The organism is Ruegeria sp. CG4, assembly GCF_056537185.1.
Genome location: NZ_JBQFRB010000004.1, coordinates 261,341 through 284,786, shown reverse-complemented (window position 1 = coordinate 284,786; position 23,446 = coordinate 261,341). Strand labels below are relative to the sequence as shown.

The following is a 23,446-nucleotide window of genomic DNA, read 5'->3' as shown; positions in this document are numbered from 1 at the left end:
AAATGCAATGACATGTACAATTGACACAAAGGCCGTTCAGGAAGCCTATGCACGCGACGGTGTCGTGTTGCTGAAGAATATCCTGTCCGAGGAGTGGTTGGCCAAACTGCGCAAGGCTGTGGACACCGAAGTCCAAAAAGGCGACCGGTATTTTGCCTACAAAAACATGCGTGAATTGCCGGGCGTGTTTCAAGATTATTGTCTTACCTCGGACATAGGCCAACGCGTGGCAGAGGTGGCCGACAGCCCCTGGACATCGTTGATATATGACCAGATCTTCGTGAAAGAGCCCGGGACACAGACCCAGACCGGGTGGCACACGGATCAACCCTATTGGCCGGTGTCCGGCCCGATCATGACGATGTGGATCGCGCTCGACCCAGTCGACCCTGACAATGGCGCACTGGAATTTGTGCGCGGATCACATGCCTGGGGCGCTAAATACCGACCGTTCAAAACCGATCAACTGGGTGGTTTCTTGCATTATCTTGAGCAGGACAACCCGGAATACATCGACATGCCGGACTTTGAGGCCAACCGCGCAGACTTTGACATCTTTCACTATGAGCATATGGAGCCCGGTGACGCTTTGGCCTTTGACGGGATGACCGTGCATTCGGCGATGGGCAACAGAACCACGACCCGCCGAAGACGCGGATATGCAATACGGTTTGCAGTCAAAGGGGCAACCTATGAACCGCGCGATGCGGTGACCGAATGGCTGCATGATGAAAGCCTGCAACCCGGCGCCCCGTTTGCAGGCGGACGTTTCCCGGTTATCTACGAAACTGCATAGGCTGAATGTGGCAAGGGCCGGTGTTCCGGCCCTTCACCGCGACCTCAGGCAGATTTCGCGACGTTTTCCGTTGCAGGGTTTTCCGCCTCGATCGCGCGGTCAAGCACACGGCGGAACTGTTTTGCCCCGGCATCCAGGCCAAGATCTATGTGGGGCGTTTTGGCGTATTTCATTCCCTTGTGAACTTCTTCCAGCACGTCTTTGTCCTCAAGAAACGCCATTCGAGCCCCATCATTCATGAATTTCGAAACTTCGGCATTGTCCGGATAGGAGTTGCGGTGCTGGAACCAGAAATACCGCGTCCGGTCCTCATCAATCGGGGTCATGAAGTTGTACGAGATATTAATGAATGTCTCATCAACCGGGTCCTTGTCATATCCACCTGTACCAACGGGTGTGTAGATGGATTTGTTCAGTCCGATTGCCGGCATACACATCTCGTAATGCTGTAACCGGTCACAATCGCCGTCGAAGGACACCAATTTCGCATAGTAAGGAGACGGCGGCTTCTTCTCGATCCACCGGGATACGATCACGCCACGGTCCGTCTTCTCGACGTTCAGGGGTTCTTCGTCGGTGCCCGCGCCTGCAAAGGACGTAACGTGCACCCAGGCCACATGGCTGGGATCCAGCAGGTTGTCGCAGACCCAAAGGTAGTGGCAGTCGATGTCCATCACACCACCATCGGTCAGACCCCAGCTTGGATCGTCGAAGTTCTCCACCGGGAATATTTTGTCGGGATCGGCCAGCGCCGGATCGCCCATCCAGATCCAGAGCAGCCGATACCGATCAACCACGGGATAGGATTTCACAACCGCTCGCCGGGGCGTCATGCCACGTTGTGTGGGGCTGTCGATACATGTGCCGGAACAGTCGAAGGTCAAACCGTGATATCCGCACTCGACCAGATCACCCTTAAGGTTGCCTTTCGAGAGCGGCAGCTTGCGATGGGGACACGCGTCTTCCAACGCGACCGGAGTTCCATCTTGCTGCCGGTACAGCACGATATTCTCGCCCAGAAACGTCTCGGCCCTCAGGTCGCGGCTGATATCCTTGCTCCACGCAGCGACATACCAGCAGTTCTTCAGATACATGATCCGGATCTCCGTTCGGTTTGTTGGCTTTGCGCCAGTATGGAGCAATTTGCCCGCGTTTCGCCATGCCGGATTGGTAATGCGACATATAAGGTGGACTAATTTGAAACCGGTGCAGGATCGGGTATGTCCGGCTGCGCCCGAGCCTCTGCCTGAATCCAGTTCAGGAACTCGCTTACCTTCTGGCTGTCCTTGGTTTCGGGTCGGCGCACAAGCCAGTAAGACAGGGGCGATTGCGTCAGGTGGGGAAAAGGCCGTACCAGGCGACCATCGCAGAGCGCATCAATAACCAGAGGCTCACGACCAAGCGCCACACCCAACCCTTCGATTGCGGCCTGCACAACCATATTCGACTGCCCCAACCTGCGCGTGCGTAGTGCGGCAGGCAAACTTAAATCACATTGCCGCGCCCAGAAATCCCATGTCGGACTGGCCGTGCCATGGTGCAGGTTTTCATCCACCAAAAGCGTATGAAGGGACAGATCCTCGATACTCTGAAGCCTTGGCAGAAGGCCGGGCGCACATACAGGAAACAACTGTTCCTTCATCAACAAATCGACCTGAAACCCGGGGTATTCGCCCAGTCCATATCGAATCCCGATATCTGCATCGACGCGTGAAAAAGGGTGTTGCCCGGTGTCGGTGGCAATCGAAATCGAAAGATCCGGGTGGGCCAGGTCAAAGTGAATAAGCCTTGGAAACAACCAGTTAAAGGCGAACCCCGGCAAGCACGAAATAACGATTGTCCGGTCACTACGGGTTTTGTCCCGCAAATGCGTGCAAACATCAGAAATGCGCCCTAACCCATCGGAGATTGCCAGGGCAAGTTGCTCACCCTCGCGCGTGGGGCGCGACTGGCGCGCTCCACGGACCAGTAATTCTCTGCCAAGCCATTCTTCCAGAGACCTGACGTGCTGACTTACGGCGCTTTGACTGACACCCAGTTCTTCTGCTGCGGGCGAAAAGCCCGAATGGCGCACCACGGCTTCAAATGCGCGAAGCGCCGAGTATGGTAGGTTCAAGATCATATTAGCCACCCTAATGCCAGCCATTATTTCTTTCAAATGGATTAGAACCGCGTGCGTCCATTAAATTCATTAAAGTCAGGTATTAGGGGTTATTGATGTCCGACACGACGCCCGAGCGAGGAGCGCGAAATCTGCTGGTGAACTGTGCGCGTGCATCCGCAGGCGACCGGCTGCTGATCGCGTATGAACCCCCGGAGTTTGGGTATTTTGATGCCGACTGCGTCAAGGTGGTCAGAAATGCCGCCCAGCAGCTGGGGCTGGTCGTTGACGCGGTCGATGTCGGTTTCAACCCTGACAACCCGCATCTTTCGCCCGATCTTCTGTCCCGTTTTCAGGCCGCGGACATCATTTTGTTTCTGGCGCGTCTGGGGGATCAGTTGCGGTTTTCGGACATGCCGCAGGGCAAGAAGATTATCGTCAGCTTTGCCGTGAACCAGGAGCTTCTGGGTTCAGGGTTTTCCAACGGACACCACGACGCATTTATGGAACTCAAGGCCGACGTCAACGCGGTTCTGGACAGGGCGGATGACGTACGGATCACCTGCCCTCTGGGATCGGATGTGCGTGGGCGACCAATTATGGATTTGAAACCCACCGGCGATACATCCATTTTGCGGTTTCCGATGTCCGTATTCACACCAGTTCCCGCGTACAGTTTTTCCGGTCGTGTGGCCATCAGCTTCCTGACGGGCACAGGATCGAAATATTATGACGACTATACACTGGAATTTGACAGACCGGTCTTCGCCATGATGGAGAACGGTCGCCTGACGCGGTTTGACGGTGACCCCGAAAATGCCGCCAGGGCCGAGGCACACTATGATCGGGTCGCCGGACAGTTCGGCATCGACCGGAATTTTGTACATTCCTGGCACGCGGGCATTCATCCCGGCTGCGGATACCCATGGGACATGCGGGAAAATTTCGAGCGCTGGGGAGGTGCCGCTTTCGGCAATCCTCGCATTCTGCATTTCCACACATGCGGAGCATATGCCCCGGGCGAGATCAGTTGGAACGTGATTGATCCGACAATCGTGATTGATGGGGCGACGTATTGGGATCACGGTGTTTTCCACGCGGAAAGGTTGCCCAACGGTCCGTCGATACTCGCCCGGCATTCCTGCGCCGCTGATTTGTTTGCAAATCCCGATCCAGATATCGGGCTGCGCGTGGCTGTCTGACCTATCCCGGCTTGATCGAATCACGCTCTGGTTAGATAATCCATTGTTAATAAGGCCTGACCGAGTTGGCCTTATGGTGCGGAGCACTCCCGTCTCCGGTGCCGGATCATGTGCAGAGGGCGCGACCCCCACACCGGCAAAAATTGTGGAAATCACATGCCAAAACCAATCGTCACGCCGCTGACTCAGGCCCTGGCCGAAGGAAAACTCACGCGCGAAGAACTCAGAAGCTACATGCAACGTTCGAACGGACCGGGATTACGCCACCTGGCGCTTTGGGTCCTGTTACTTGCCTTTACATCAACACTCATTACTCTTGCCTGGGACAGCTGGCTGATTTGGCCTGCCATGTTCCTGCAAGGCGTCGTTCTGGTGCACCACTTCTCGCTGCAGCACGAATGTGTGCACTACACGGTTTTTCGGACCCGCTGGCTGAATGATCTGGTGGGACAGATCTGCGGGCTGATCATCATATTGCCGCACCGCTTTTTCAGGTACGAGCATTGCGATCATCACACGTACACACAGCTGACCGGAGAAGACCCTGAACTGATCCCATTGCCCAAGTCCTTGGGGCAGTACTTTCTGTACCTTTCCGCTCTGCCCTACTGGCGCGGCAAGTTCACAGAGGTGTTTCGCCATGCATCCGGACGCCTGAGCGAGACCGAGCTTCGATTTATCCCGAAGGTCGAACACAAGGCCGTATTTCGGGACGCACGAATGATGCTGGGTATCTATGCCGCACTATTCTTGGCCATGGCGCTGACCGGGTGGTGGGGTTTGATCTGGTACTGGATCATACCGCTGTTTCTGGGCGAACCGGTCATGCGGTTTGTGCGCATGACCGAACATGTCGGGCGGCCCGCTGTTGCCAAGATGTCGGAAAACACCCGGACCAACCTGGTATCGGCACCGATGGCGTTTTTATGCTGGAACATGAACTATCACGCGGAACATCACTATGTCGCCTCTGTGCCGTTTCATGCATTGCCCCGTCTGCATGAAAAACTGAAAGACCATATATTCGTTGAAAATGGCGGGTATCTGGCTGCCCATCGCGACATTCTGCGTCAGATCTTGCAGCGCAAACGCGAACATGCGGCTGAGGTTTGAACGATGGCGGCTGAAAAAACCTGGCGCGATGTGATCGCGGTGTCCAAACTTGAGAAAAACTGGGTCACGCGAGTCGAAATCGGCCCGCGCATGATTGCGGTCTACGATACACCAACCGGCATCTACGCATCGCTGGCGTTGTGCAACCATGGCGGGGCCGATCTTTGCGACGGCTATTTTGATGGCCACGTGATCGAGTGTCCGCTGCATCAGGGTGCGTTCGACGTGCGGGACGGCAAGCCTGTGTCTGCCCCGGCCACGCGCTCTATGCGGGTGTTCGAGACGCGGGTTGAAAACGGGATGGTTCAGGCCCGTTTCTGACAAACGCGCTGAACGTTCAGACGAATAACGAACTCATCTTTTGTCTGATCGTTTTTCGAGGCGTGCAAAAAGACGGCTGAGGCCAAAACAAACGACAAAGTAAAACGCTGCGGTCGTGATCCACGCCTCGAATATCATTCTAGATGAAGCGACAAGTTCAACTGTCTTGTAAGTGAGTTCCTGAACCGAAATCAGTGACAGGATCGAGCTGTCCTTGATCAGGGATATGAACTGGTTTGCCAGCGGCGGGACCACTTTTTTCATCGCCTGAGGCAGCACGATGTAGCGCAGCTCCTGAAAACGGCTCATCCCGATCGAACGGGCAGCTTCGCGCTGGCCTTTTGGGATGGACTGAATCCCGGCCCGGACAATTTCCCCCACAAACGCGCTTTCGAACAGGGCCAGAACGATGACGCCGGAAACCAGCGATGGGAAACGCCGCATTTCGCCGAAGAAAAACGTCCAGATCTGGTTGTCTTCCTGTCGTGCAATTCCGCGGGCCCAGCGTTCCAGGTTCAACGCATCGATCAGTTGCTGGGACAGGAAAAAGAAGAAGATAAAAACAACAACAACGGGCGGGACATTACGCAGGAATTCCAGATAGGTGCGCGCCAGCATCCGGATCGTCAGGTTGGCCGAACAGCGCGCGACACCCAGTATCGTGCCCAGCAGCAAAGCCAGAATGCCCGAATAAATGCTGATGCGAATGGTGGCCGCCAGACCCTGCAACAGCAGGTTGGCAAAATACTCCTCACGACCTGTATGCCAGCCAACGATATATCCGGGGATCAGTTCCCAGCGCCACTTGTAGTTCAGCGTGCCTTCAATCGACACCCAGATATACCCGAAGAAGGCGAGCAAAATCGCCATGATCAGGTAATCAGGCCATCTGAGTTTCTTGAGGAAGTTCTGCACCGGGTCCGCTCCGCCTTAGTTCCGGGGGCGGTGTGCCCGCCCCCGGTCGGATTTGTTACTGTGCAACCTGATCAGCCCACTCTTCGGTGGCGAACCAGTAGTTGTGACGCTCTTCCAGCCAGCCGGACCGCCATTGCTGGGCAATCCAGTTGTTGAAGAAGTTCATGGCGTCCGGGTCGCCCTTGCGCATGCCAAATGCTTCACCACGCGGGTCGAAAAGTTCGCCCTCGAGAACAACCAATGTCTCGGGGTTGCGACCTGCCTCACGGTTGGGGGTCGGTTGCGACGCCATCGTAGCATGGGCATTCCCGTTCAGAACTTCCTGAGTGGACGCGCCGTCTTCATCAAAAAGCAACAGGTTGGCTTCGGGGAATGCCTTCGCAATCACGGTCGCCGGGGTCGCGCCGCGACGGGCCGCGAAAGTTACCTCCGACGAATTCAGATCTTCGCGCGACATGCCCGCCGTCAACTCCTTGTTCGCCAGAATTGCAAGGCCCGAATATGCATATGGGTCTGTGAAATTGATTGTCAGGTTACGCTGTGCCGTCACGGACATGCCCGAGATGATCACGTCAAAATTGCCCGATACCAGCGCCGGAATGATTCCGTCCCAGGCGGTGGGCACAAATTCAACCTCGACGCCCATGTCCTCGGCCAGTTTTCGGCCGACATCCAGTTCAAAGCCGATCAGATCGCCATTCTTGTCGCGCATCGACCATGGCACAAACAGCGACAGGCCGATCCGGATCACCCCGTCCTGTTTGATGGTTTCAATAACACTTTCGCTGGACAGTTCCTGGGTCGCGCTTTGCGCCCAGCCCGACGTCGCCACACCAGTCGCCACGACCGCGCCCAGGGCTGCCCCGAGCATTCTGCGAGAAAGCTTCATCTTGGTTCTCCTTGTTGTCCGACAATTGTTTCAGTTTTATTGGTCGACGGCATATTTCTTCTCCAGATGGCTTACGCCAATCGACAGGATCAGGGTCACCACCAGATAGACCAGTGCGATGGTGAACCAGATTTCAAAACTCATATACGTGTCTGAAATGATGTTGCGTCCGAAGGTGGTCAATTCGGCCACCGCAATCACGCTGACAATCGCTGAGGACTTGATGAGGTGCACGACCTCGCCGGTCATCGGCGGCAGCATGAAACGGACGGATTGGGGGAGGATGATATAGCGATACGTCTGGGCAGGGCTCATCCCGATGGATTTGGCGGCCTCCCACTGACCGGTCGGAACCGCGTTAATCCCGGCCCGCAGGATTTCCGATATCAGGGCGGAATGGAACACGGCCAGCGTCAGGATGCTGGCGGTATAGCGATCAAACCCGAAAATCGGCCCCAGAACGTAATAGAACAAATAGAGCAGGACCAGCAGCGGGATGTTTCGGATCAGCTCCAGATAACCGACGGCGACGGCCGACCCAACGACCAGACCGGACAGGCGCAGCAGCGCCACGAACAATCCAATAACGGTTGCCAGCAGAAACGCGGTAACCGATAGCTTGATTGTGGCCACCAGCCCGATCGGGATTTCACCCCATTCGAACCCCAGTTCGGTGTTGCGGTACAGAAATTGCGGCACCCTGTACCATTGCCAGTTATATCCCATGCCCTGCGCGCCAACGTACGAGCCATAGGCAATCAGCCCCACGATGATCGCATACATGACGACGGAAACGGGGACCGAGCCGAAAAAGCGCTTGTAGAGCGGTGGCTTGGGCAACGGCTGGCCCTTTGGTGCAGATATGCCCAGATCGCTCATGTCAGTGTTCCAGTATCTGGTTCAGGAACAACCGGCACCGTTCGCTGGATGGGTTGGTAAAGAACTGTTCCGGCGGCGAAACTTCGACGATCTGACCGGCTTCCATGAAAACCATCGTGTCAGCGACTTTGCGGGCAAAACCCATTTCATGCGTGACGACAACCATCGTCATGCCTGTGTCGGCAAGCTCGACCATCACATCAAGCACTTCATTGATCATTTCAGGGTCAAGTGCGGAAGTCGGTTCGTCAAACAGCATGATCCGGGTCTCCATGCAAAGAGACCGGGCAATGGCCACGCGCTGCTGTTGACCGCCGGACAACTGCGCCGGGTATTTGTCGGCCTGTTCCGGAATGTGGACACGGTCAAGATAGTTGCGCGCGGTTTCTTCGGCCTTTGCCTTCGGGACCTTACGTACCTTCATGGGGCCGATCATCAGGTTTTCCAGCACAGTCAGATGTGGAAACAGATTGAACTGCTGGAAGACCATGCCAACTTCCTGACGCAACTCCCGGATCTCCTTGGCCCCTTCAAAAACCTCGATCCCATCAATCACGAGGCGCCCAGAATTATGCCACTCCAGCCCGTTGAAACAACGGATCAGGGTCGACTTCCCGGAACCTGAGGGACCACAGATGACAACCTTTTCACCCTGGTGAACGGTCAGATCGATGTTCTTCAGCGCGTGAAAGCCACCATAGAACTTGTCCAGATTGCTTACCTCGATCATCGGAGTGGGTTGGTTCATGCCTGACCTGTTCTAATTCGGGATCGCATATTGAGGGCGTTGTGAGTTCAGGAAGCCTATGGCAAGAGCGGTCGCCTTCGGAAATACCTGCGCGCGGAACACTTGTTTCGGCGCAATTCTGGATCGGCCCAAGCAGTGCCATCGACTTGGCGATACGATTGAGTGGGGCAATCTGGTAAGGCCATGGAATCCTCAATTCTGTTGCGCACTGATTAATATGGTTGCTTAATATGCAATATTCGTCAATAAAAAACTCAGCGGGTAGTTTCTGACTGCCTGAAATTTGAGCTGACGGCCAACGGAAGGAGCATGAATGTCTGCCTGGATTCGGATGATTTCTGACGAGGATGCCGACGATCAGCTAAAGGCCGCATTGGACCTGGCCCGTACGCCGCACGGAACCGTCGACAATGTCATGCGCGTGCATTCGCTGCGGCCCAATACGATGAATGGGCACGTTATTTTGTACCGGGCCTGTCTGCACGATGACGTCAACACCGTGCCCATGTGGTTTCAGGAAGTCATAAGTTCCTATGTGTCCACCCTGAACGGCTGCCCCTATTCCTATGCCAATCACTGGGCCAATGCCCGGCATCTGATCGGGGATGATGCACGCGCAGACAGGATTGAAGCCGCGCTGAAAGCCAACCGCCCGGAGGACGCATTTGACGGCGCACAACTGGCAGCGATGGTCTATGCCGGAAAACTTACCCAATCGCCCGCCGCGATGGCCGAGTCTGACGTCTCGGCCTTGAAAGAAGCCGGATGGGACGACGGAGAGATCCTCGAAATCAACCAGATTGTTGGATATTTCAACTACGTGAACCGGTTGCTGAACGGTCTCGGCGTAACCACAGAGGGCGATGTCGTGGGTTATTACGCCGACGAGTGACGGGATGTACCATGCAGGATGACACTCCGGGAAGACAGATTGACCGCGCGATCGGTGCATCGCTGAAGGAGCTGCGCCAAAGCCGGAAACAATCGGCCCGTCGTCTGGCCGAGCAATCGGGCATTTCAGCGGCGATGGTCAGCCGCATTGAAAACGGGCTTGTGTCACCTTCGATCGATACATTGGCCGCTTTGGCCGAGGCGCTTGAAGTGCCCATCGTCTCGCTGTTTCGCGAAGCGCGGACAGATCACACCGACTATACCCTGGTTCGCCACGGACAGGGGCTGAAGTCCACCCGTCTTGCTGGCGGGCATTCCCATGAATACGTCAATCTGGCCCTGCATTCCCGCAAGGACCTGCGATTTCAGGCGCGGCGGGTCACTCTTCTGCGCGATGAAGGGCGCCCGCCAACTTATGTCGGCCACGGTGTCGTCTTTGTTCAGGCGCTGGAGGGTCAGGCTGTCTATCGTTACGGCGAGGCGCGATTCACCCTGTCAGCCGGGGACAGCATCAGCGTCGATGCCGAACTGAACCATGGGTTCGAAGAGGTTTTGACACCGGAATTCGTCTTTCTGACCGTTCAGGCCGAGCGCCCGTAAAGAAATGCTGAAATGGCCATTCCTGCCGATCTTGATCTGACGCGAGGGCCGATCTCGGTGCATTTTCGCACCTTGGCCATTCCCGGCGCCATCGGGATGCTGTTCAACACGCTCTACAATGTTGTCGACATGTTCTTCGCAGGGCTCTTGTCCACAAGTGCTCAGGCCGGGCTCGCACTTGGGTTTCAGGCGTTTTTTGTTGCGATCTCAATAGGCGTTGGGCTTGGCGCTGCAATGAGTGCACTCGTCGGCAACGCACTGGGCGCGGGTGATCATCGAAAGGCACGCAGACTGGCCGCACAAGGCATGAGCTATGGCTTCCTGGCCGCGTGCGTCCTTGCGCTGGCTGGTCTGTGGTATGGTCCTGCACTGATCCGTTTGGTGTCCGAGCCCGGGGATTATCGCGATGCAGGTCTGCGGTATTTCTTTTGGTTGCTCCTTGCTCTTCCAGGTTTTCTGCTGGCCTTTGGCTGTAACGGTATCCTTCAGGCACATGGCGATGCCGTTTCCATGCAGCGGGCGCTGATTGTCGCATTTTTCGCCAATATCGGACTGAATCCATTGCTGATCTACGGGGTTCCGGGCCTTGTTCCCGGCATCGGGTTTGACGGTCTGGCAGTTTCAACCGTGATCAGTCAGACAGGGGTCATGCTCTTCCTGATACGTCAGGTGCTCAGACGGCGCAGGATGCAACGGATGCGGGCGCGGAATTTTGTTCCGCGCCTGGAAAAATTCACTGAAATCTCGGTACAGGTGTTGCCCACAGCCACGTCGTTCATGGTGATGTTGCTGTCCGGGTTCGTGATGCAGTTTGCGCTTAAGATTTTTGGCGAACACGCAATCGCAGGGTACGGCGTGGCCATTCGTCTGGAGCAAATCCTGCTGTTGCCCGTGTTGGGCGTCACCGGCGCACTTCTGCCCATAGCCTCCCAGAATTTCGGAGCCCGAGACGGTGCGAGGGTGCGCGAAGCCTTGTTCTATTGCTGGAAGGTTGGGTTCATCATGACCGCCATCGCCGCACCTGTCCTGTGGATTTTCGGCGGTCCGGTTCTGGGCCTGTTTACTGACGACCCCGAAGTGATCCGCGTGGGACTAAGCTACCTGCGCGTCGACAGCCTGATCCTGCCGTTCTACATGATGCTGTTTTCGATCAACTCGCTTTTGCAGGCACTGAAAAGGCCGATCTGGACCGTCTGGATCAGCCTGTATCGGCAGGGTTTTGGGGTTGCTTTCTTCGTCTGGATATTTGTCGGCCTGCTGAGTTTCAACGAAATCGGCGTGTGGATCGGAACGGCCGCAGCGGTCATAACCGGGTGGATGATTGCCGTTCTCATTGCAACACATGTGGCACGTCGCGAGCTTGGTGGACTCTGGAAGCCGGTGATCTAATCAGAGGCCGGTACGTATGCTGTTAGTGAAGAAGATTTGACTTTCCCACTAGCTCGTTCTCGGGGCCACTGAATCCGTCCGGCGAGCCTGAGGGATGATGTCGCTCAGCGTCAAGTGTTCCAATTTCGGCATAATGGCCAGAATGGCGCTGCCATGTTCCAGCATGTCCGGGATTGAGCTTGCATTTACAAGACCGCCGGCCTTACGAATGATCAGGGATCCCCGCCAGAGCGTCCCGGTCATTCAGGTGCGCCACGTAGTAGGTGCAACGACATCCATCGATCACATCGCCCAAGAGGTTCTGACTTTTTGCAGCAGTCCATCGGTCTCGCGACGAAAAGTCATTATTGAAGGCGGCATTCACCTTTACTGAGGTCAGTTTCAGGTTCAAACATGTATACGTCGCGTTTGCCACTTACGTCTGATCGGCAGGCGTTGGGTTGTCGTTGACGGACAACTGCGCGTTTTTCTATGCTGTTGGAATGATCAGCGGCAAGTTTTTTGACGATCTGTCAGTCGGAGACACCTTCGAGACTGGTGGGATTACGCTCACCGAAGGCGCAATAATTGATTTTGCACTTACGCACGATCCGCAGCCCTTCCACGTGAATAAAGTGGCGGCGAAGGAGTCGATTTTCGGCGGGATCATTGCCAGCGGCTTTCAAACCATAGCGCTCACCTTCCGGCTGTTTCGTGATACCGGCGTACTTACTGGCACCAACCTGGGCGGCCATGGCATGGACGAGGTACGATGGCTCGCTCCGGTGTTCCCGGGAGACACACTTCGTGCTCGTGTTACGGTTGAGGTGCTCACACCGTCACGCTCGAAGCCAGACCGTGGAACGGTACGGTTCCGCTATCTGACGTTTAACCAGGATGATATCGAGGTGCTCAATTTGGTTATGGATCACGTAATGGCACGGCGGCAATAAGTCGGTTGAATTTCATATTTCGGTAGTTGGGTTCTGAGTTTTTTCGGCGCCGACACCGGATCGCGGTCCTGGCCGACCTCCGCACTTTAAAACCTGCTCGGAGCGCTCTATCGCCAACGGAGAGGTTCCAGCATCCTTTCAACAGGTTGCCGAAGGCTATTGCACTCGCCCCTTTCTTACCGTTCGTCGGATTGTCGCATTGCTGCGTGGCGACCTGTCAGACCGTACTTCGGTTCAAAGGCAATATCCTGTCGCCGCCAGAGATTGGCAGTGCGCAACAAAGTTGACGGGGATATTGGCAGCGGGGCATTTCAATATAAGAAAAGCCCCCGTCGGGTAACGGGGGCTGTTTTTGAGTTTCATAGGAGTTGCATCAGGAGCCTGTTTCGGGTTTCGGGCACGGGCGGAACTCGATCATCCGCCCACCTTCGTTGGCTTGATCCATGGCATCCGCACAGACCTGACCACCGTTAAGATCGTGGGCGATTTTGGCATCTGTGATCGAGTACGAAATTTCCGCAGCGGTCGCGAAATCCCGCACTGTGATGACGTCGTCTCCCAGGATCGTTCTGCTGGTCTGTCTGGTAGTATAAGTCGCTCCGATGGTTGGGTCGATCACCTGCTGCGGGACACTGGCACCGCTGTCATACATGTTCTGTACCGTTCCCAAAGCTTCCGGCTTGGACATACCACCCAGAGAAATGTTCTGGTTAAGCCAGGTCAGACGCAGGTGTCGGCTTGCCGAGGAAATGTCCGCCGGAACGTTCTCTGCAGTCTTTCCATCTTCCGCATTGAACGCTGCAATGTTCTCGCGGTGGTACTGCAACAATGGCGCGTTCGCTTTTACCCCAAGGTCCGAACCTTCAACATTGCCGGAGTAAACCAGAACCTCACCGCCCTCGTTCACTTGGAACAGAACGACATCACCATTTGCGTCCACGGCCGAAACATGCACTCCGTGCTGACCCGCATGACCCAAATCTGCTGACCAGGCGAACTGGAACTCACCCGAGTTATACGCCTCGGCGATTTCGGGGGCGGTGTCGTACATTGCGACCAGATAACCCGGCGCGTCGGCCAAGTTCACGGCCGGGGCGCCATTGTCCTTGTAATCACCAATGTAGTCTGCACTGGGGGACATATAGAGCGTATCCGCAACCATTCCCTTGTCGTTGAAGGCCTGTGCCTGAACACCGTGGAAAGACTCGTTCTCTACCCAAGCTACAGTGAAGTTCTTCGCCGGTTCGTCTGATTGGCGCGCGTATCCATCGGCTTCGTAAGATGTGACGTCATCGCCAACGCCGAAAGTCACAAGATCCATTCCGGTTTTTGTGCCCCAATCTACTGAGCGAACATAGGCGACACCGTGGTCTGATTGCTTGGCAAGCCGCGAGCAGGCGTCCGCTGATGACGCCAATGCGGTCGAGGCCATGAGGGTTGCCATCATTACTTTTGAAAAGAGGGTCATTGTCGTTTCTCCGTCTATCTAGTGTGATTGATCATCTCTGTGAGGCCGATATAGACGTTGAATCATCTATGTGCAATGATTTTGCGCACATTTCCGGTATGCTGTTTTTGCAATGCCACCTTTGCCGGTACCGTTGACTGATGTGTAGATCGCCATTAACCCAAGGAATGACAGAACATTATTTACCGATGGAAAATCATGCAGGTTGAGAGCGACGTCGAACTCGGAAAGCGAATTGCAAAAAAAATCGCGGACCTCATCGAAGAACAAGGCACCAACCCTGGTGCTGTAGCGAAAGCGGCGGGGCTTGGCGTGACGTCGGTCAGAGACCTGCTGAGCGGCAGGGCGCGTACGCCGAACGTCGCAACTCTGGTTCGAATAGCGAATGTGCTTCACGCTGATCCGGGAGACCTCATTAGCCCCCAGCAAAGCGACCCCCAGGCAAATGCACTGTACTTTGCGTTAGACGCGGACAATCAACGCCGTATTCGCGCCATCATGCGAGCGTTGCTCAGCGATCAGGAAGCACGCCAGTAATGCTATTCCGAAATGGAACAGCACACGTCAGTCATGGGCTCGGTGTCGACCTTGAACACTCGCACCAATCACTGTGGAGCGGCTCGCCGAGCTAACCTTTCCCGACAAGAGCAATGTCATCGGCCGACGATGGTTTGTTTTACGCCCTGCGCCGCCGCACAGTTGCTGCAGCAAAGTCAGCGCAACCGGCGCTTCCGGATCGACACATCTGAAGGCTGATGATAAACTGTGACGAACCCGGCCGATTCCGATTTCATTTGCCTCTCCCGGAAACGACAGACGAGGCTAGAACTGCTCTGGCAACATTACGTCCGGTACGTTCTGGAAGCATACAGGCCGCAAGAAACGGCGAATGGCCAGTGTACCGACGGATGTTGCCCCAAAGTTCGTGGAAGCCGGGTATGGACCTCCATGTACCATTGTGTCGCTGACTTCCACACCAGTCGGGAAGCCGTTTACAAGGATCCGGCCAGCTTTGCGTTCAAGAACTGGCAACAACGTTTGCGCAATTTCCGCGTCATCTGAATCCATGTGCAGCGTACATGTGAGCTGCCCCTGCAGGGACATTGACACTTCCCGCATCTGGCCGATGTTTTCTGCGACTACCAGGAGCCCCAATGGCCCGAAAACCTCGTGTTCCAGTGTTTCATTGCCCAGCCAACCCTTTGCCGAGACCTGATAAAGGAAAGGGGTTGCCGTGCGCCCGTCGCGCGCTGTTGCCAGCAATTCGGTAACAGACGGTTCTGCAGCAATCATCGACTGACCGCTACGGTATGCCGCCGCAATGCCGTCTGTCAGCATGGTTTGTGGGGCGGTGTTCTTCAAGCCTTCGACTGCTGCCTTGGCGATTTCTTCGGCGTGGTCCTTCAAGACGACTGCAATGCCGGGGTTGGTGCAGAACTGGCCCGCACCCATCGTAAGCGAACCTGCCCAACCGGCGCCAATCTCAGCACCCCGTGTCGCCGCGGCTGCCGGCAGGATGAACATCGGGTTGGTTGAACCCAGCTCACCAAAGAACGGAATGGGTTCAGGACGCTGCGCACAAAGATCGAACAGTGCCCGGCCACCGGTCAAAGAGCCGGTAAACCCTACCGCTCGGATCAGCGGGTGTCTCACCAGTGCCTGCCCTGCCGCCATCGTGTCACCGTGTACGAATGAGAAAGCGCCAGGATGCGTGCCCGTCTTGTCGATTGCGCCCTTGATGGCTTCTGCAACAATCTCTCCGGTCCCCGGATGCGCGGGATGGCCTTTGACCACAACAGGGCAACCGGCGGCCAGCGCCGAAGCAGTGTCGCCGCCAGCGGTTGAGAACGCAAGCGGGAAGTTAGATGCCCCGAAAACGGCAACCGGCCCGATAGGGCGCTGTACCATTTTCAGATCAGGACGCGGCAAAGGGGCTCGATCCGGCAACGCTTTGTCATGGCGGCGGTCCAGATAGTCACCTGACAGTATATGAGAGGCGAAAAGGCGCAACTGGCCTACGGTACGACCCCGCTCTCCCTGAATCCGAGCTTCGGGAAGGCCGGTTTCCTGCGTGCCAATTTGGGTAATGAGATCGCCGCGCGCGTCGATCTCATCGGCAATCGCATTCAGCAGGGCCGCGCGGTCTTCGCGGGTGGAATACCCAAAGTTCCAGAATGCCTCTTCGGCGGCTTGGACCGATGCGTCGATATGGGCGGCGGTTCCGGATGAAAACTCATGTGCGTCCCCACGCGCCGGGGAGGATGAAAATTTCACGTCTCCAGCGATCCAATCACCTGCAATCAGGTGTTTTCCGTGCGGCTTGAAAGTCATGTTTCAGTTGTCCCAATGCGTGACCATGTCACATGCGATGTCAAAAGCAGCGCGGGTTGCGCCGACATCCGCACAGCCCTGGCCTGCGATATCAAACGCCGTTCCGTGGGCCGGAGTGGACACGGGGAATGGCAGCCCACCCTGCACCGTCACACCACGGTCAAAGCCAAGCAGTTTCAGCGCTATCTGACCCTGATCGTGATACATGGTCACAACCGCGTCTATTTCCTTGGCAACCGCCTTGAGGAACACGGTGTCGGACGGCCACGGACCATCAACTGACATCTGCCCCCGCGCCAGTTTGCGGACTGCCGGTTCGAGGATGTCGATCTCCTCGGTGCCGAAATTTCCACCGTCACCGGCATGCGGATTGATCGCGGCCACTGAAATCCGAGGGCGATTTAAACCAGAACGGCGCAGTGTGTTGTGGATCAGATGCACCGCTTCGGCAACGCGTTCTTCGCTGATCATGTCGGCCACGTCACGCAGGGCGACATGACTGGTCACGCGGCTGGTCCACATGCCGTCAAGCGTGTTGAGTTCCGAGATGTAGTTCGTCACGCCCAGCTTTTCGGCCATGTAGTGAAGCTCGTCATCATGACCCAGCCCCGCCAAGTGCATCGCGGCCTTGTTGAACGGTCCAAATACGATGGCGTCAATCACACCGGAGCGCGTCAGTTCCAGAGCGGAATCCAGCGTTCGCAGAACCGATGCACCGCCAGCTTCGGTCACTTCGGCAACCCTCACTTCGTCAGGCGCAATCGTCTCCATCTCGTGCAGGGCGAACGCAGGGGCTTGGGTCCAGTCGCCCAACACGTCAACGAGGGTCAGGTCATAAGTTTCACCGGCGACGGTCTGTCCCGTTTCAAACACATGCCTGTCGCCGATCAGCAGAATGTCCGCCGCCTCGGAAACGCCCTCCGAAGTCAGCAACCGTGCGATCAGTTCCGGCCCGATGCCGCTTGGATCACCGGGGATAATACCAATTCTGGGCTTCATCTTTCAGTCCTCGGACTTTGCTCCACTGCTTTGGGCGTGAAGGCGTTCAATATTCTCGATTGTACTATTCAGGTGATCGCGCAGCGCCCGCCGCGTCGCGGCTGCGTCACGCTTTTGCAGGGCGTCAGTGATCCGCGAGTGTTCGGACAGGGTATTGTCACGGCGATCAACCTGTTGCGACGACAAGAAACGTGCACGCCAAAGGCGGGCGTTATATTGCCGGTGCGTTTCGATAAGGGGCTCATTCCGGCTGGCTTCAACGATGGCCGCGTGAAACTGCATGTCGAGTTGGAAGAACTCCAGCGGTTCGAGCTTTCCGGAACCTTTGGACATACGGGCACCTAGGCGAACAATTTCGGCTATTTCAGCCATCGTTGCTTCGACGCAGGCGATTTCACCCGCCAACGCTTCGAGAGCGCCCAGGACCGAAATATACTGCGTCAACTCGTGCAGAGAAGGGTCGGCAACGTGCGGGCGCCGTGTGGCCGAGTACTCCACCAACCCTTCAACTTCGAGCAACCGCAAGGCTTCGCGCAAAGGCGTACGGGATACGCCGAGCGCCTCGGCCAGATCACGTTCGGGAATTGCCGTACCGGGGGCAAGCTTACCCAGCAGAATAAATTCGCGCAGGTTGTCGGCGGCTTCTTCGGCAAGTGTCTTGCGTGGCTTTACACCACCTTCTTCTTTCAGGCTATCAATCCAGCTCTCGCTCAAATCACTTCCCCCAGCTCAAAACCATAGGATCCAACGGCCGCAGCAGGTCGATCAGACGCGAGCGGATGGCGGGATGCAACGGCGGAATTGGGTGGCGGCAAAATTCTGATTTGATTACACCGCCTTCGACCATCGCGGCCTTGCACGATTGCCAGCCGCATTGACGGTTTTCGTGATTAATTGCCATGGCTACCCGACCATAGGCGGCGGTCGCTTCGTCGATGCGTCCGGCATGGTGGTGGGTCAGCACCGGTTTGATCTGATCCACGATCATGCCCGAGGTCATCGAACCTGTTGCACCGGCATCCAAATCCGCCAGAAGGGTGATGGCCTCTTCGCCATCAAAAGGCGCTTCGATTGCGTCGCCACCCTGTTCTATCAGCGAACGGATTTTGTTGGCGGCACGGGGACATTCGATCTTGAACAGCTTCACTTCCTCAATCTCTTGTGCCATGCGCACCAGCAGTGGCACAGGCAGATCCACGCCGGAAAGTGGTGCATCCTGCACCATGATCGGAATGCCGACCTCGCCAACAGATGCGAACTGCTCGAAGCTCTGTTCGGGTGTGCCTTTCAGAAGTGCACCATGATATGGCGGCATCATCATTACGATGTCAGCCCCCAAATCCTTGGCGAATTGCGCGCGCTCAACGGCAATCTGCGTGGCATAATGGCTGATCGTTACGATGACCGGAACCCGTCCCGCGATATGTTCGACCGAAAGCCGCGCCAGTACTTCGCGTTCGGCATCCGAAATCAGAAACTGCTCCGAAAAGTTGGCCAGAATGCAGATTCCATCCGCCCCTTGATCAATCAGGCAGTCGAGCACCCGTTTCATACCTTCGAGGTCAAGTGTCCCGTCATCATTGAACGGCGTTGGCGCGACCGGCCAGATACCTGCGTATTTCCGGTTCATTCCGTCACCTCGAAATCATGCAGATGCTTGTCCGAGATCTCGATCCCGAGGCCGGGTTTGTTGTCGTCCAGATCCAAATAACCATCCACGGCATCCGGGTCGCCTTCGAAGATGTAGTAGAACAGCTCGTTTCCGACCTCGACGTCGAAGACCGGGAAGTATTCGCTGATCATGCAATTCGCATTGGCCATAGTCAGGTGATAATTGTGCATCTGACCTGCATGCGGGATGACCGGAACCTGGAAAGCTTCGGCGACGGCGTTGATCTTTTGCGCGGCCGTGATGCCACCCACGCGGTTCGTGTCATATTGCAGCACACTGACGGCTTTCTTTTGGATCAGATCCTTGCAGCCGATGAGCGAAAATTCATGCTCCCCGCCCGAGATGGGCACGATATTCATGGCATTCAGTTCACGGTATCCTTCCACATCGTCGGCAATCACCGGTTCTTCCAGCCAGCGCGGTTCGTACTTCGCAAGCTTGGGCAGCATCCGCTTGGTGTAATCGACGTTCCAGCCCTGATAGCATTCCAGCATCAGGTCTACATCATAGCCAATAACTTCACGCACCGCTTCCACGCGTTTGAGGTTTTCCCGCATGCCGGTCATGCCGTCCTTGGGGCCCCAGCCAAACCGCATCTTGTAGCCTTGATATTTGTTCTTCCTGGCCTCTTCCGCCTCGGCCTGCATCGCTTCGATGGGCCCCGAATAGAGCTTAGAATAGTAGACCGGTATCTTTTCCTTGGTGCGACCGCCCAGCAACTTGAACACAGGCTTGCCCGCCAGTTTGCCCATCAGGTCCCAGATGGCGATGTCGACAGCAGAAATCGCGGTCATTCCGATACCTTTGCGGCCCCAAGCATGCGAGCGGCGGTACATCTTTTCCCAAAGGTAGGCATAGTCGAACGGGTCCTCGCCGATCACCATGGGCGCGAACCATTCGTCGATGGCCTTTTTCACAACACCTGGCGCTAGTGCAGCGTTGCCGATGCCGACTGTGCCATCTTCGGTTTCAATCTCGCAGGTCAGCCACTGGTGAAACCGGAAAGAGGACATCGCATCGCCCTTTTCCCACAACAAGTCGCTGGCGTTGGTGCAGAAATTACCCTGCGGTGGAACGGTCTTGCCTTTCCAATTCCAGACACGGGTGCGGACGGATTTGATCTTGGTCATTGTTATTCTCCGGTCGACTTAAGCGGCGAGCGTTGTTTGAAAAGGCGTCCCCACAGCAGCGGGCCAAACAGAGCCAGGACCGTAAGAACAAAGAAGAAGAGCGTCAGCGGACGGGTCAGCATGAGCCACCATTTTTCGTCCAGCATCACCATCGACTGACCGAGGCGTGTCTCCAGCATACCGCCCAGGATCAGGCCGATGGCCATGGGCACCACGGAAAAACCGTAACGGCGCATGAAGAAGCCCAGTATCCCCGAGCCGATGGCGATCCAGACATCCAGCATGGATTGTTCCAGCGCATAGGCACCCACGATCGAGAAGATGAAGACACAAGGCCACAAGATCTGGATCGGGATCAGCGTGACGCGGGCAAAGATCTTGGCACCCCACAGTCCGATGAAGAAGAACAAGATGTTCACCAGCATCATCGACCAGAAGATTGCGAAGGCAAAGTCGGCCTGTTCGGTAAACATCGTCGGGCCGGGTCGCAGGCCATGCACCATCAGACCGGCGAGGATCACAGCAGCCGTCGGGCTGCCTGGAATCCCCAGCGCAAGAGTCGGAACCATCGCCCCACCCGTGGCCGAGTTGTTTGCGGCCTCGGACCCAGCGATACCTTCAAGAGAGCCGTTGCCAAACTCTTCAGGCCTCTTCGACCAGCGCTTGGCCTCGTTATAGCCGATCATCGAGGCTACTGTCGCACCTTCAGCTGGCAGAATGCCGATGAACGTGCCAATACCGGACGACCGCAAAATGGTTTTCCAAACCCGCGAATAGTCTTCGCGCGATGGCAAGCGGATGGCCTTCATGATGACGCGCTTGCGCTCCACATGCAGGTTATCGGCCTGGACCAGCAGTTCTGAGATGCCGAACACACCGATCATGACGGGTACGAATGGGATACCTTCGCTCAGCTCGTTCAGGCCGAAGGTGAAACGCTCGATCGAGGTCAGCAGATCGATGCCGACAGTTGCGATCAGCACGCCAAACGCGCCGGACAGGATGTTCTTGACCGGCGATCCATCTCCAATTGTTGCCAGCATCGACAGACCGAAAACTGTCAGCGCAAAGTATTCAGGCGGTGCAAAGTTATACGCAGCCCGCGCCATCAAGGGTGCAGCGGCCATCAGGCACACGACCGAGATAATTCCACCGATGGTCGAGGAGACAGCGGCCATCCCCAGCGCGCGGCCTGCCTCTCCCCTTTGCGCCAAGGGATAGCCGTCCAAGCAAGTGGTGGCACTGGCCGACGTCCCGGGCGTATTGATGAGAATCGCGGTGATCGCTCCGGCAAAAGTCGCCGCGCAATAAATTGTCGTCAGGATCGCAATGGCCGGAATGGGCTCCATCGTGATCGTAAAGGGAAGAAGCAGCGCAACACCTGTTGTCGCATTCAATCCCGGGAGAGCGCCGACCAACACCCCGCCCAGTGTCGCTGCAAATATCAACGCCAGCAGGTTGGGATCAGCAAGAGCCAAAAGGCCGTTCAGAGCAGCATCCATTGTCTTTACCCGTACCAGAGGTTGGTGAGGATCCCGCGCGGGAAGCGGACCTCGAATATGCCGTTGAATAGGAAGAACACCGCCAGCGGCGCGATGATGCCGACCAGTACAAGTGCCCAGACACGCCGCTCACCCCACAGCGCCGCGAGCGACACGGCAAACAGGCCCAACCCCAGAAAGAGATCAATCTCGGCGATCAGCAGGAAACCGATCAGCAACCCGATTGTGGACTGCACAAGTCGCGAGAGCCTGGCAGGTGCCTCATCACGGTCCTTAAAAAGCAACCAGACTGACAGTAGAACGATCAGGCCGATAACCAACTGAGGGAAATCAGAGGGCTGCATGCCGCGTTTCAGGATCGGCGGAACGCGCTCGAATTGCGTCGACAGCCAGAAGGCCCAGGCGCAAAACACCAAGATCCCCAGCGGGACAGCAAACTGCGCGAAACCACCCTTTGGACCATGTCCGGTATTGTCATTGGACTTTTGCATCAGTTTGTACCCGTCCGCTGGAAAAGTTAGCGCGGCAAGCACCTGACCTGCCGCGCTAAATGCTTAAGATTACTCGATAAAGCCCAATTCTTTCAGAGCGGATTCCATATCGGTGACCATAGTGGTGATCTGGTTGCCCCACTCATCGGAACCCACGACCGAAGTGCTGTCCAACCCGACGGATTCCAGGAAGCCTTGGTATACGCCATGGTTCATGGACTTCAGCAGGGAATCCTCGATCTTGACAGCAACATCATCGGGCGTGTCGGCGTGAACAACAAATCCGCGAACCGTCGAGAAACTGACATCAATGCCCATCTCCTTGGCGGTTTTCACATCTGGCAGACCTGCCATACGCTCGTTGGCCAAAACAACGATGGGGCAAACGTCGCCTGCGTCGATCTGAGATCCGGCTTCGGCCAGGTTCAGAACAGCCGCGTCAACCGCACCTGCAACCAGTTGGGTCGCCAGTTCACCACCGCCTTCGAAGGGAACAATTTTCGGGGTCTGCATGCCGCCTTTCTTGGTGAACATGAACGCCGATACGTCGTCAATGTTGCCCAGGTGGGTGGTGCCATAACTGATTGGTGCTTCTTTCTGAGCTGCAACAAAGGCTTCGGCATCCTCATATGCACCGCAACGTACCATCAGGATCTGCGGGTCATCGGTACCGCGGGCGATCGGGCGGATATCGTCCAGAGACATCTTGGTCTTGCCTTTTGCAACTGTCGCCGCGTGACCGATGGTGAAGGTCAGGATCGTGTAACCATCCGCCGGGACGGTCAGGTAGTGGTCCATGGCGACTGCACCGCCGCCACCTTTCTTGTTTACGACAACCATGTCGGTGCCCAATTCGCGACGGGCACGCAGCATCATCATGCGAGTGGTGACGTCCGTACCACCACCGTTTCCGGCATGGGTCACGACCTCGATGGTTTTGGATGGGTACTCATCAGCGGCGGCGATGGTCCCGGTCAGGGTCATGGCTGCAACCGAAACGGTGGCAAGAAACTTCATCATTTTTCGATCCTCCTAAGTTCTCGAACCGGGCCTCCTCAGATCCGATTCGCAATCTCG

25 protein-coding genes are annotated in these 23,446 nt (G+C 56.3%); 9 read left to right on the top strand and 16 right to left on the bottom strand.

All coding sequences use genetic code 11. The annotated features are described in order from the left end of the window. Positions 1-7 precede the first annotated feature (7 nt). A complete protein-coding gene (locus ACR0J2_RS13660; RefSeq protein ID WP_480812900.1) occupies positions 8-796 on the top strand; it encodes a phytanoyl-CoA dioxygenase family protein in 789 nt (262 codons plus the stop codon). Positions 797-840: 44 nt separating this feature from the next. Here the strand turns inward: ACR0J2_RS13660 and ACR0J2_RS13655 are convergent, their stop codons facing one another. Both ACR0J2_RS13655 and ACR0J2_RS13650 read right to left on the bottom strand, forming a co-directional pair. Beyond that, the gene (locus ACR0J2_RS13655; protein WP_480812899.1) at positions 841-1,890 is read right to left on the bottom strand and encodes an aromatic ring-hydroxylating dioxygenase subunit alpha; all 1,050 of its coding nucleotides are present in this window, start codon (positions 1,888-1,890) and stop codon (positions 841-843) included. Positions 1,891-1,988: 98 nt separating this feature from the next. After that, on the bottom strand, positions 1,989-2,918 hold the full coding sequence (locus ACR0J2_RS13650) for a LysR substrate-binding domain-containing protein (protein WP_170808145.1): 930 nt from the start codon (positions 2,916-2,918) through the stop codon (positions 1,989-1,991). 95 nt (positions 2,919-3,013) lie between these two features. Here ACR0J2_RS13650 and ACR0J2_RS13645 point away from each other — a divergent pair, with 95 nt between their 5' ends. From ACR0J2_RS13645 to ACR0J2_RS13635, 3 genes are all read left to right on the top strand, one after another. Beyond that, the gene (locus ACR0J2_RS13645) at positions 3,014-4,099 is read left to right on the top strand and encodes a hypothetical protein (protein WP_480812898.1); all 1,086 of its coding nucleotides are present in this window, start codon (positions 3,014-3,016) and stop codon (positions 4,097-4,099) included. Between the two features lie 156 nt (positions 4,100-4,255). Further along, a complete protein-coding gene (locus tag ACR0J2_RS13640) occupies positions 4,256-5,212 on the top strand; it encodes a fatty acid desaturase family protein (protein WP_480812897.1) in 957 nt (318 codons plus the stop codon). A 3-nt stretch (positions 5,213-5,215) separates the two neighbouring features. Continuing rightward, positions 5,216-5,533, top strand: coding sequence for a non-heme iron oxygenase ferredoxin subunit (locus ACR0J2_RS13635; RefSeq protein ID WP_480812896.1), 318 nt, complete (start codon positions 5,216-5,218; stop codon positions 5,531-5,533). A gap of 33 nt (positions 5,534-5,566) precedes the next feature. Here ACR0J2_RS13635 and ACR0J2_RS13630 read toward each other — a convergent pair whose 3' ends face one another. From ACR0J2_RS13630 to ACR0J2_RS13615, 4 genes are read right to left on the bottom strand one after another with little or no spacing between them, the layout of a single operon-like run. Continuing rightward, entirely contained in the window at positions 5,567-6,448 is an 882-nt protein-coding gene (locus ACR0J2_RS13630) for an amino acid ABC transporter permease (protein WP_170613904.1), read from the bottom strand. Between the two features lie 55 nt (positions 6,449-6,503). Then, the gene (locus ACR0J2_RS13625; protein ID WP_170613903.1) at positions 6,504-7,337 is read right to left on the bottom strand and encodes a transporter substrate-binding domain-containing protein; all 834 of its coding nucleotides are present in this window, start codon (positions 7,335-7,337) and stop codon (positions 6,504-6,506) included. Positions 7,338-7,373: 36 nt separating this feature from the next. After that, a complete protein-coding gene (locus ACR0J2_RS13620; RefSeq protein ID WP_170613902.1) occupies positions 7,374-8,216 on the bottom strand; it encodes an amino acid ABC transporter permease in 843 nt (280 codons plus the stop codon). 1 nt (position 8,217) lies between these two features. Further along, positions 8,218-8,964, bottom strand: a complete 747-nt coding sequence (locus ACR0J2_RS13615) for an amino acid ABC transporter ATP-binding protein (RefSeq protein WP_480492299.1) — start codon at positions 8,962-8,964, stop codon at positions 8,218-8,220. A 313-nt stretch (positions 8,965-9,277) separates the two neighbouring features. Between ACR0J2_RS13615 and ACR0J2_RS13610 the strand changes: the two genes are divergently transcribed. From ACR0J2_RS13610 to ACR0J2_RS13600, 3 genes are read left to right on the top strand one after another with little or no spacing between them, the layout of a single operon-like run. Next, positions 9,278-9,856: a carboxymuconolactone decarboxylase family protein gene (locus tag ACR0J2_RS13610; RefSeq protein ID WP_480812895.1), complete on the top strand. Its 579-nt coding sequence runs from the start codon at positions 9,278-9,280 to the stop codon at positions 9,854-9,856. A gap of 11 nt (positions 9,857-9,867) precedes the next feature. After that, the gene (locus tag ACR0J2_RS13605; RefSeq protein WP_170613900.1) at positions 9,868-10,455 is read left to right on the top strand and encodes a helix-turn-helix transcriptional regulator; all 588 of its coding nucleotides are present in this window, start codon (positions 9,868-9,870) and stop codon (positions 10,453-10,455) included. Positions 10,456-10,467: 12 nt separating this feature from the next. Next, positions 10,468-11,844 carry an MATE family efflux transporter gene (locus ACR0J2_RS13600; protein WP_170613899.1) on the top strand — a complete coding sequence of 459 codons (1,377 nt, stop codon included), beginning with the start codon at positions 10,468-10,470 and terminating at the stop codon, positions 11,842-11,844. Between the two features lie 48 nt (positions 11,845-11,892). Here ACR0J2_RS13600 and ACR0J2_RS13595 read toward each other — a convergent pair whose 3' ends face one another. Next, entirely contained in the window at positions 11,893-12,087 is a 195-nt protein-coding gene (locus ACR0J2_RS13595; RefSeq protein WP_480812894.1) for a hypothetical protein, read from the bottom strand. Positions 12,088-12,326: 239 nt separating this feature from the next. Here ACR0J2_RS13595 and ACR0J2_RS13590 point away from each other — a divergent pair, with 239 nt between their 5' ends. Beyond that, positions 12,327-12,776 carry a MaoC family dehydratase gene (locus ACR0J2_RS13590; RefSeq protein WP_480442023.1) on the top strand — a complete coding sequence of 150 codons (450 nt, stop codon included), beginning with the start codon at positions 12,327-12,329 and terminating at the stop codon, positions 12,774-12,776. A 373-nt stretch (positions 12,777-13,149) separates the two neighbouring features. On the opposite strand, the gene ACR0J2_RS13585 is transcribed toward ACR0J2_RS13590, so the two are convergent. After that, complete coding sequence (locus tag ACR0J2_RS13585; protein WP_480812893.1) at positions 13,150-14,244, bottom strand: Ntn hydrolase family protein; 1,095 nt, start codon at positions 14,242-14,244, stop codon at positions 13,150-13,152. Between the two features lie 198 nt (positions 14,245-14,442). Here ACR0J2_RS13585 and ACR0J2_RS13580 point away from each other — a divergent pair, with 198 nt between their 5' ends. Continuing rightward, positions 14,443-14,781 carry a helix-turn-helix domain-containing protein gene (locus ACR0J2_RS13580; RefSeq protein WP_170613896.1) on the top strand — a complete coding sequence of 113 codons (339 nt, stop codon included), beginning with the start codon at positions 14,443-14,445 and terminating at the stop codon, positions 14,779-14,781. Positions 14,782-15,066: 285 nt separating this feature from the next. Here ACR0J2_RS13580 and ACR0J2_RS13575 read toward each other — a convergent pair whose 3' ends face one another. From ACR0J2_RS13575 to ACR0J2_RS13540, 8 genes are all read right to left on the bottom strand, one after another. Continuing rightward, positions 15,067-16,575, bottom strand: coding sequence for an aldehyde dehydrogenase (NADP(+)) (locus ACR0J2_RS13575; protein ID WP_480812892.1), 1,509 nt, complete (start codon positions 16,573-16,575; stop codon positions 15,067-15,069). A gap of 3 nt (positions 16,576-16,578) precedes the next feature. Further along, entirely contained in the window at positions 16,579-17,574 is a 996-nt protein-coding gene (locus ACR0J2_RS13570; protein ID WP_480812891.1) for a 4-hydroxythreonine-4-phosphate dehydrogenase PdxA, read from the bottom strand. Between the two features lie 3 nt (positions 17,575-17,577). Continuing rightward, on the bottom strand, positions 17,578-18,288 hold the full coding sequence (locus ACR0J2_RS13565) for a GntR family transcriptional regulator (protein WP_170613893.1): 711 nt from the start codon (positions 18,286-18,288) through the stop codon (positions 17,578-17,580). Position 18,289: 1 nt separating this feature from the next. Beyond that, positions 18,290-19,204 carry a dihydrodipicolinate synthase family protein gene (locus ACR0J2_RS13560; protein WP_480812890.1) on the bottom strand — a complete coding sequence of 305 codons (915 nt, stop codon included), beginning with the start codon at positions 19,202-19,204 and terminating at the stop codon, positions 18,290-18,292. Next, positions 19,201-20,376 carry an L-rhamnonate dehydratase gene (locus tag ACR0J2_RS13555; RefSeq protein ID WP_480812889.1) on the bottom strand — a complete coding sequence of 392 codons (1,176 nt, stop codon included), beginning with the start codon at positions 20,374-20,376 and terminating at the stop codon, positions 19,201-19,203. Before ACR0J2_RS13555 ends, ACR0J2_RS13560 begins: the two co-directional genes overlap by 4 nt. 2 nt (positions 20,377-20,378) lie before the next feature. Further along, positions 20,379-21,878 carry a tripartite tricarboxylate transporter permease gene (locus ACR0J2_RS13550; RefSeq protein ID WP_170808133.1) on the bottom strand — a complete coding sequence of 500 codons (1,500 nt, stop codon included), beginning with the start codon at positions 21,876-21,878 and terminating at the stop codon, positions 20,379-20,381. A 5-nt stretch (positions 21,879-21,883) separates the two neighbouring features. Then, on the bottom strand, positions 21,884-22,369 hold the full coding sequence (locus ACR0J2_RS13545; RefSeq protein WP_170613889.1) for a tripartite tricarboxylate transporter TctB family protein: 486 nt from the start codon (positions 22,367-22,369) through the stop codon (positions 21,884-21,886). Positions 22,370-22,438: 69 nt separating this feature from the next. Continuing rightward, the gene (locus tag ACR0J2_RS13540; RefSeq protein WP_170613888.1) at positions 22,439-23,389 is read right to left on the bottom strand and encodes a tripartite tricarboxylate transporter substrate binding protein; all 951 of its coding nucleotides are present in this window, start codon (positions 23,387-23,389) and stop codon (positions 22,439-22,441) included. Positions 23,390-23,446 lie beyond the last annotated feature (57 nt).

What these genes read in the sequence shown, in the direction of transcription:
- ACR0J2_RS13540 (WP_170613888.1), bottom strand. Translation starts at nt 23,389, where the DNA reads ATGATGAAGTTTCTTGCCACCGTTTCGGTTGCAGCCATGACCCTGACC.
- ACR0J2_RS13660 (WP_480812900.1), top strand. Translation starts at nt 8, where the DNA reads ATGACATGTACAATTGACACAAAGGCCGTTCAGGAAGCCTATGCACGC.
- ACR0J2_RS13610 (WP_480812895.1), top strand. Translation starts at nt 9,278, where the DNA reads ATGTCTGCCTGGATTCGGATGATTTCTGACGAGGATGCCGACGATCAG.
- ACR0J2_RS13560 (WP_480812890.1), bottom strand. Translation starts at nt 19,204, where the DNA reads ATGAACCGGAAATACGCAGGTATCTGGCCGGTCGCGCCAACGCCGTTC.
- ACR0J2_RS13545 (WP_170613889.1), bottom strand. Translation starts at nt 22,369, where the DNA reads ATGCAAAAGTCCAATGACAATACCGGACATGGTCCAAAGGGTGGTTTC.
- ACR0J2_RS13600 (WP_170613899.1), top strand. Translation starts at nt 10,468, where the DNA reads ATGGCCATTCCTGCCGATCTTGATCTGACGCGAGGGCCGATCTCGGTG.
- ACR0J2_RS13640 (WP_480812897.1), top strand. Translation starts at nt 4,256, where the DNA reads ATGCCAAAACCAATCGTCACGCCGCTGACTCAGGCCCTGGCCGAAGGA.
- ACR0J2_RS13620 (WP_170613902.1), bottom strand. Translation starts at nt 8,216, where the DNA reads ATGAGCGATCTGGGCATATCTGCACCAAAGGGCCAGCCGTTGCCCAAG.
- ACR0J2_RS13580 (WP_170613896.1), top strand. Translation starts at nt 14,443, where the DNA reads ATGCAGGTTGAGAGCGACGTCGAACTCGGAAAGCGAATTGCAAAAAAA.
- ACR0J2_RS13550 (WP_170808133.1), bottom strand. Translation starts at nt 21,878, where the DNA reads ATGGATGCTGCTCTGAACGGCCTTTTGGCTCTTGCTGATCCCAACCTG.
- ACR0J2_RS13615 (WP_480492299.1), bottom strand. Translation starts at nt 8,964, where the DNA reads ATGAACCAACCCACTCCGATGATCGAGGTAAGCAATCTGGACAAGTTC.
- ACR0J2_RS13555 (WP_480812889.1), bottom strand. Translation starts at nt 20,376, where the DNA reads ATGACCAAGATCAAATCCGTCCGCACCCGTGTCTGGAATTGGAAAGGC.
- ACR0J2_RS13625 (WP_170613903.1), bottom strand. Translation starts at nt 7,337, where the DNA reads ATGAAGCTTTCTCGCAGAATGCTCGGGGCAGCCCTGGGCGCGGTCGTG.
- ACR0J2_RS13650 (WP_170808145.1), bottom strand. Translation starts at nt 2,918, where the DNA reads ATGATCTTGAACCTACCATACTCGGCGCTTCGCGCATTTGAAGCCGTG.
- ACR0J2_RS13635 (WP_480812896.1), top strand. Translation starts at nt 5,216, where the DNA reads ATGGCGGCTGAAAAAACCTGGCGCGATGTGATCGCGGTGTCCAAACTT.
- ACR0J2_RS13605 (WP_170613900.1), top strand. Translation starts at nt 9,868, where the DNA reads ATGCAGGATGACACTCCGGGAAGACAGATTGACCGCGCGATCGGTGCA.
- ACR0J2_RS13590 (WP_480442023.1), top strand. Translation starts at nt 12,327, where the DNA reads ATGATCAGCGGCAAGTTTTTTGACGATCTGTCAGTCGGAGACACCTTC.
- ACR0J2_RS13645 (WP_480812898.1), top strand. Translation starts at nt 3,014, where the DNA reads ATGTCCGACACGACGCCCGAGCGAGGAGCGCGAAATCTGCTGGTGAAC.
- ACR0J2_RS13595 (WP_480812894.1), bottom strand. Translation starts at nt 12,087, where the DNA reads ATGACCGGGACGCTCTGGCGGGGATCCCTGATCATTCGTAAGGCCGGC.
- ACR0J2_RS13655 (WP_480812899.1), bottom strand. Translation starts at nt 1,890, where the DNA reads ATGTATCTGAAGAACTGCTGGTATGTCGCTGCGTGGAGCAAGGATATC.
- ACR0J2_RS13585 (WP_480812893.1), bottom strand. Translation starts at nt 14,244, where the DNA reads ATGACCCTCTTTTCAAAAGTAATGATGGCAACCCTCATGGCCTCGACC.
- ACR0J2_RS13575 (WP_480812892.1), bottom strand. Translation starts at nt 16,575, where the DNA reads ATGACTTTCAAGCCGCACGGAAAACACCTGATTGCAGGTGATTGGATC.
- ACR0J2_RS13570 (WP_480812891.1), bottom strand. Translation starts at nt 17,574, where the DNA reads ATGAAGCCCAGAATTGGTATTATCCCCGGTGATCCAAGCGGCATCGGG.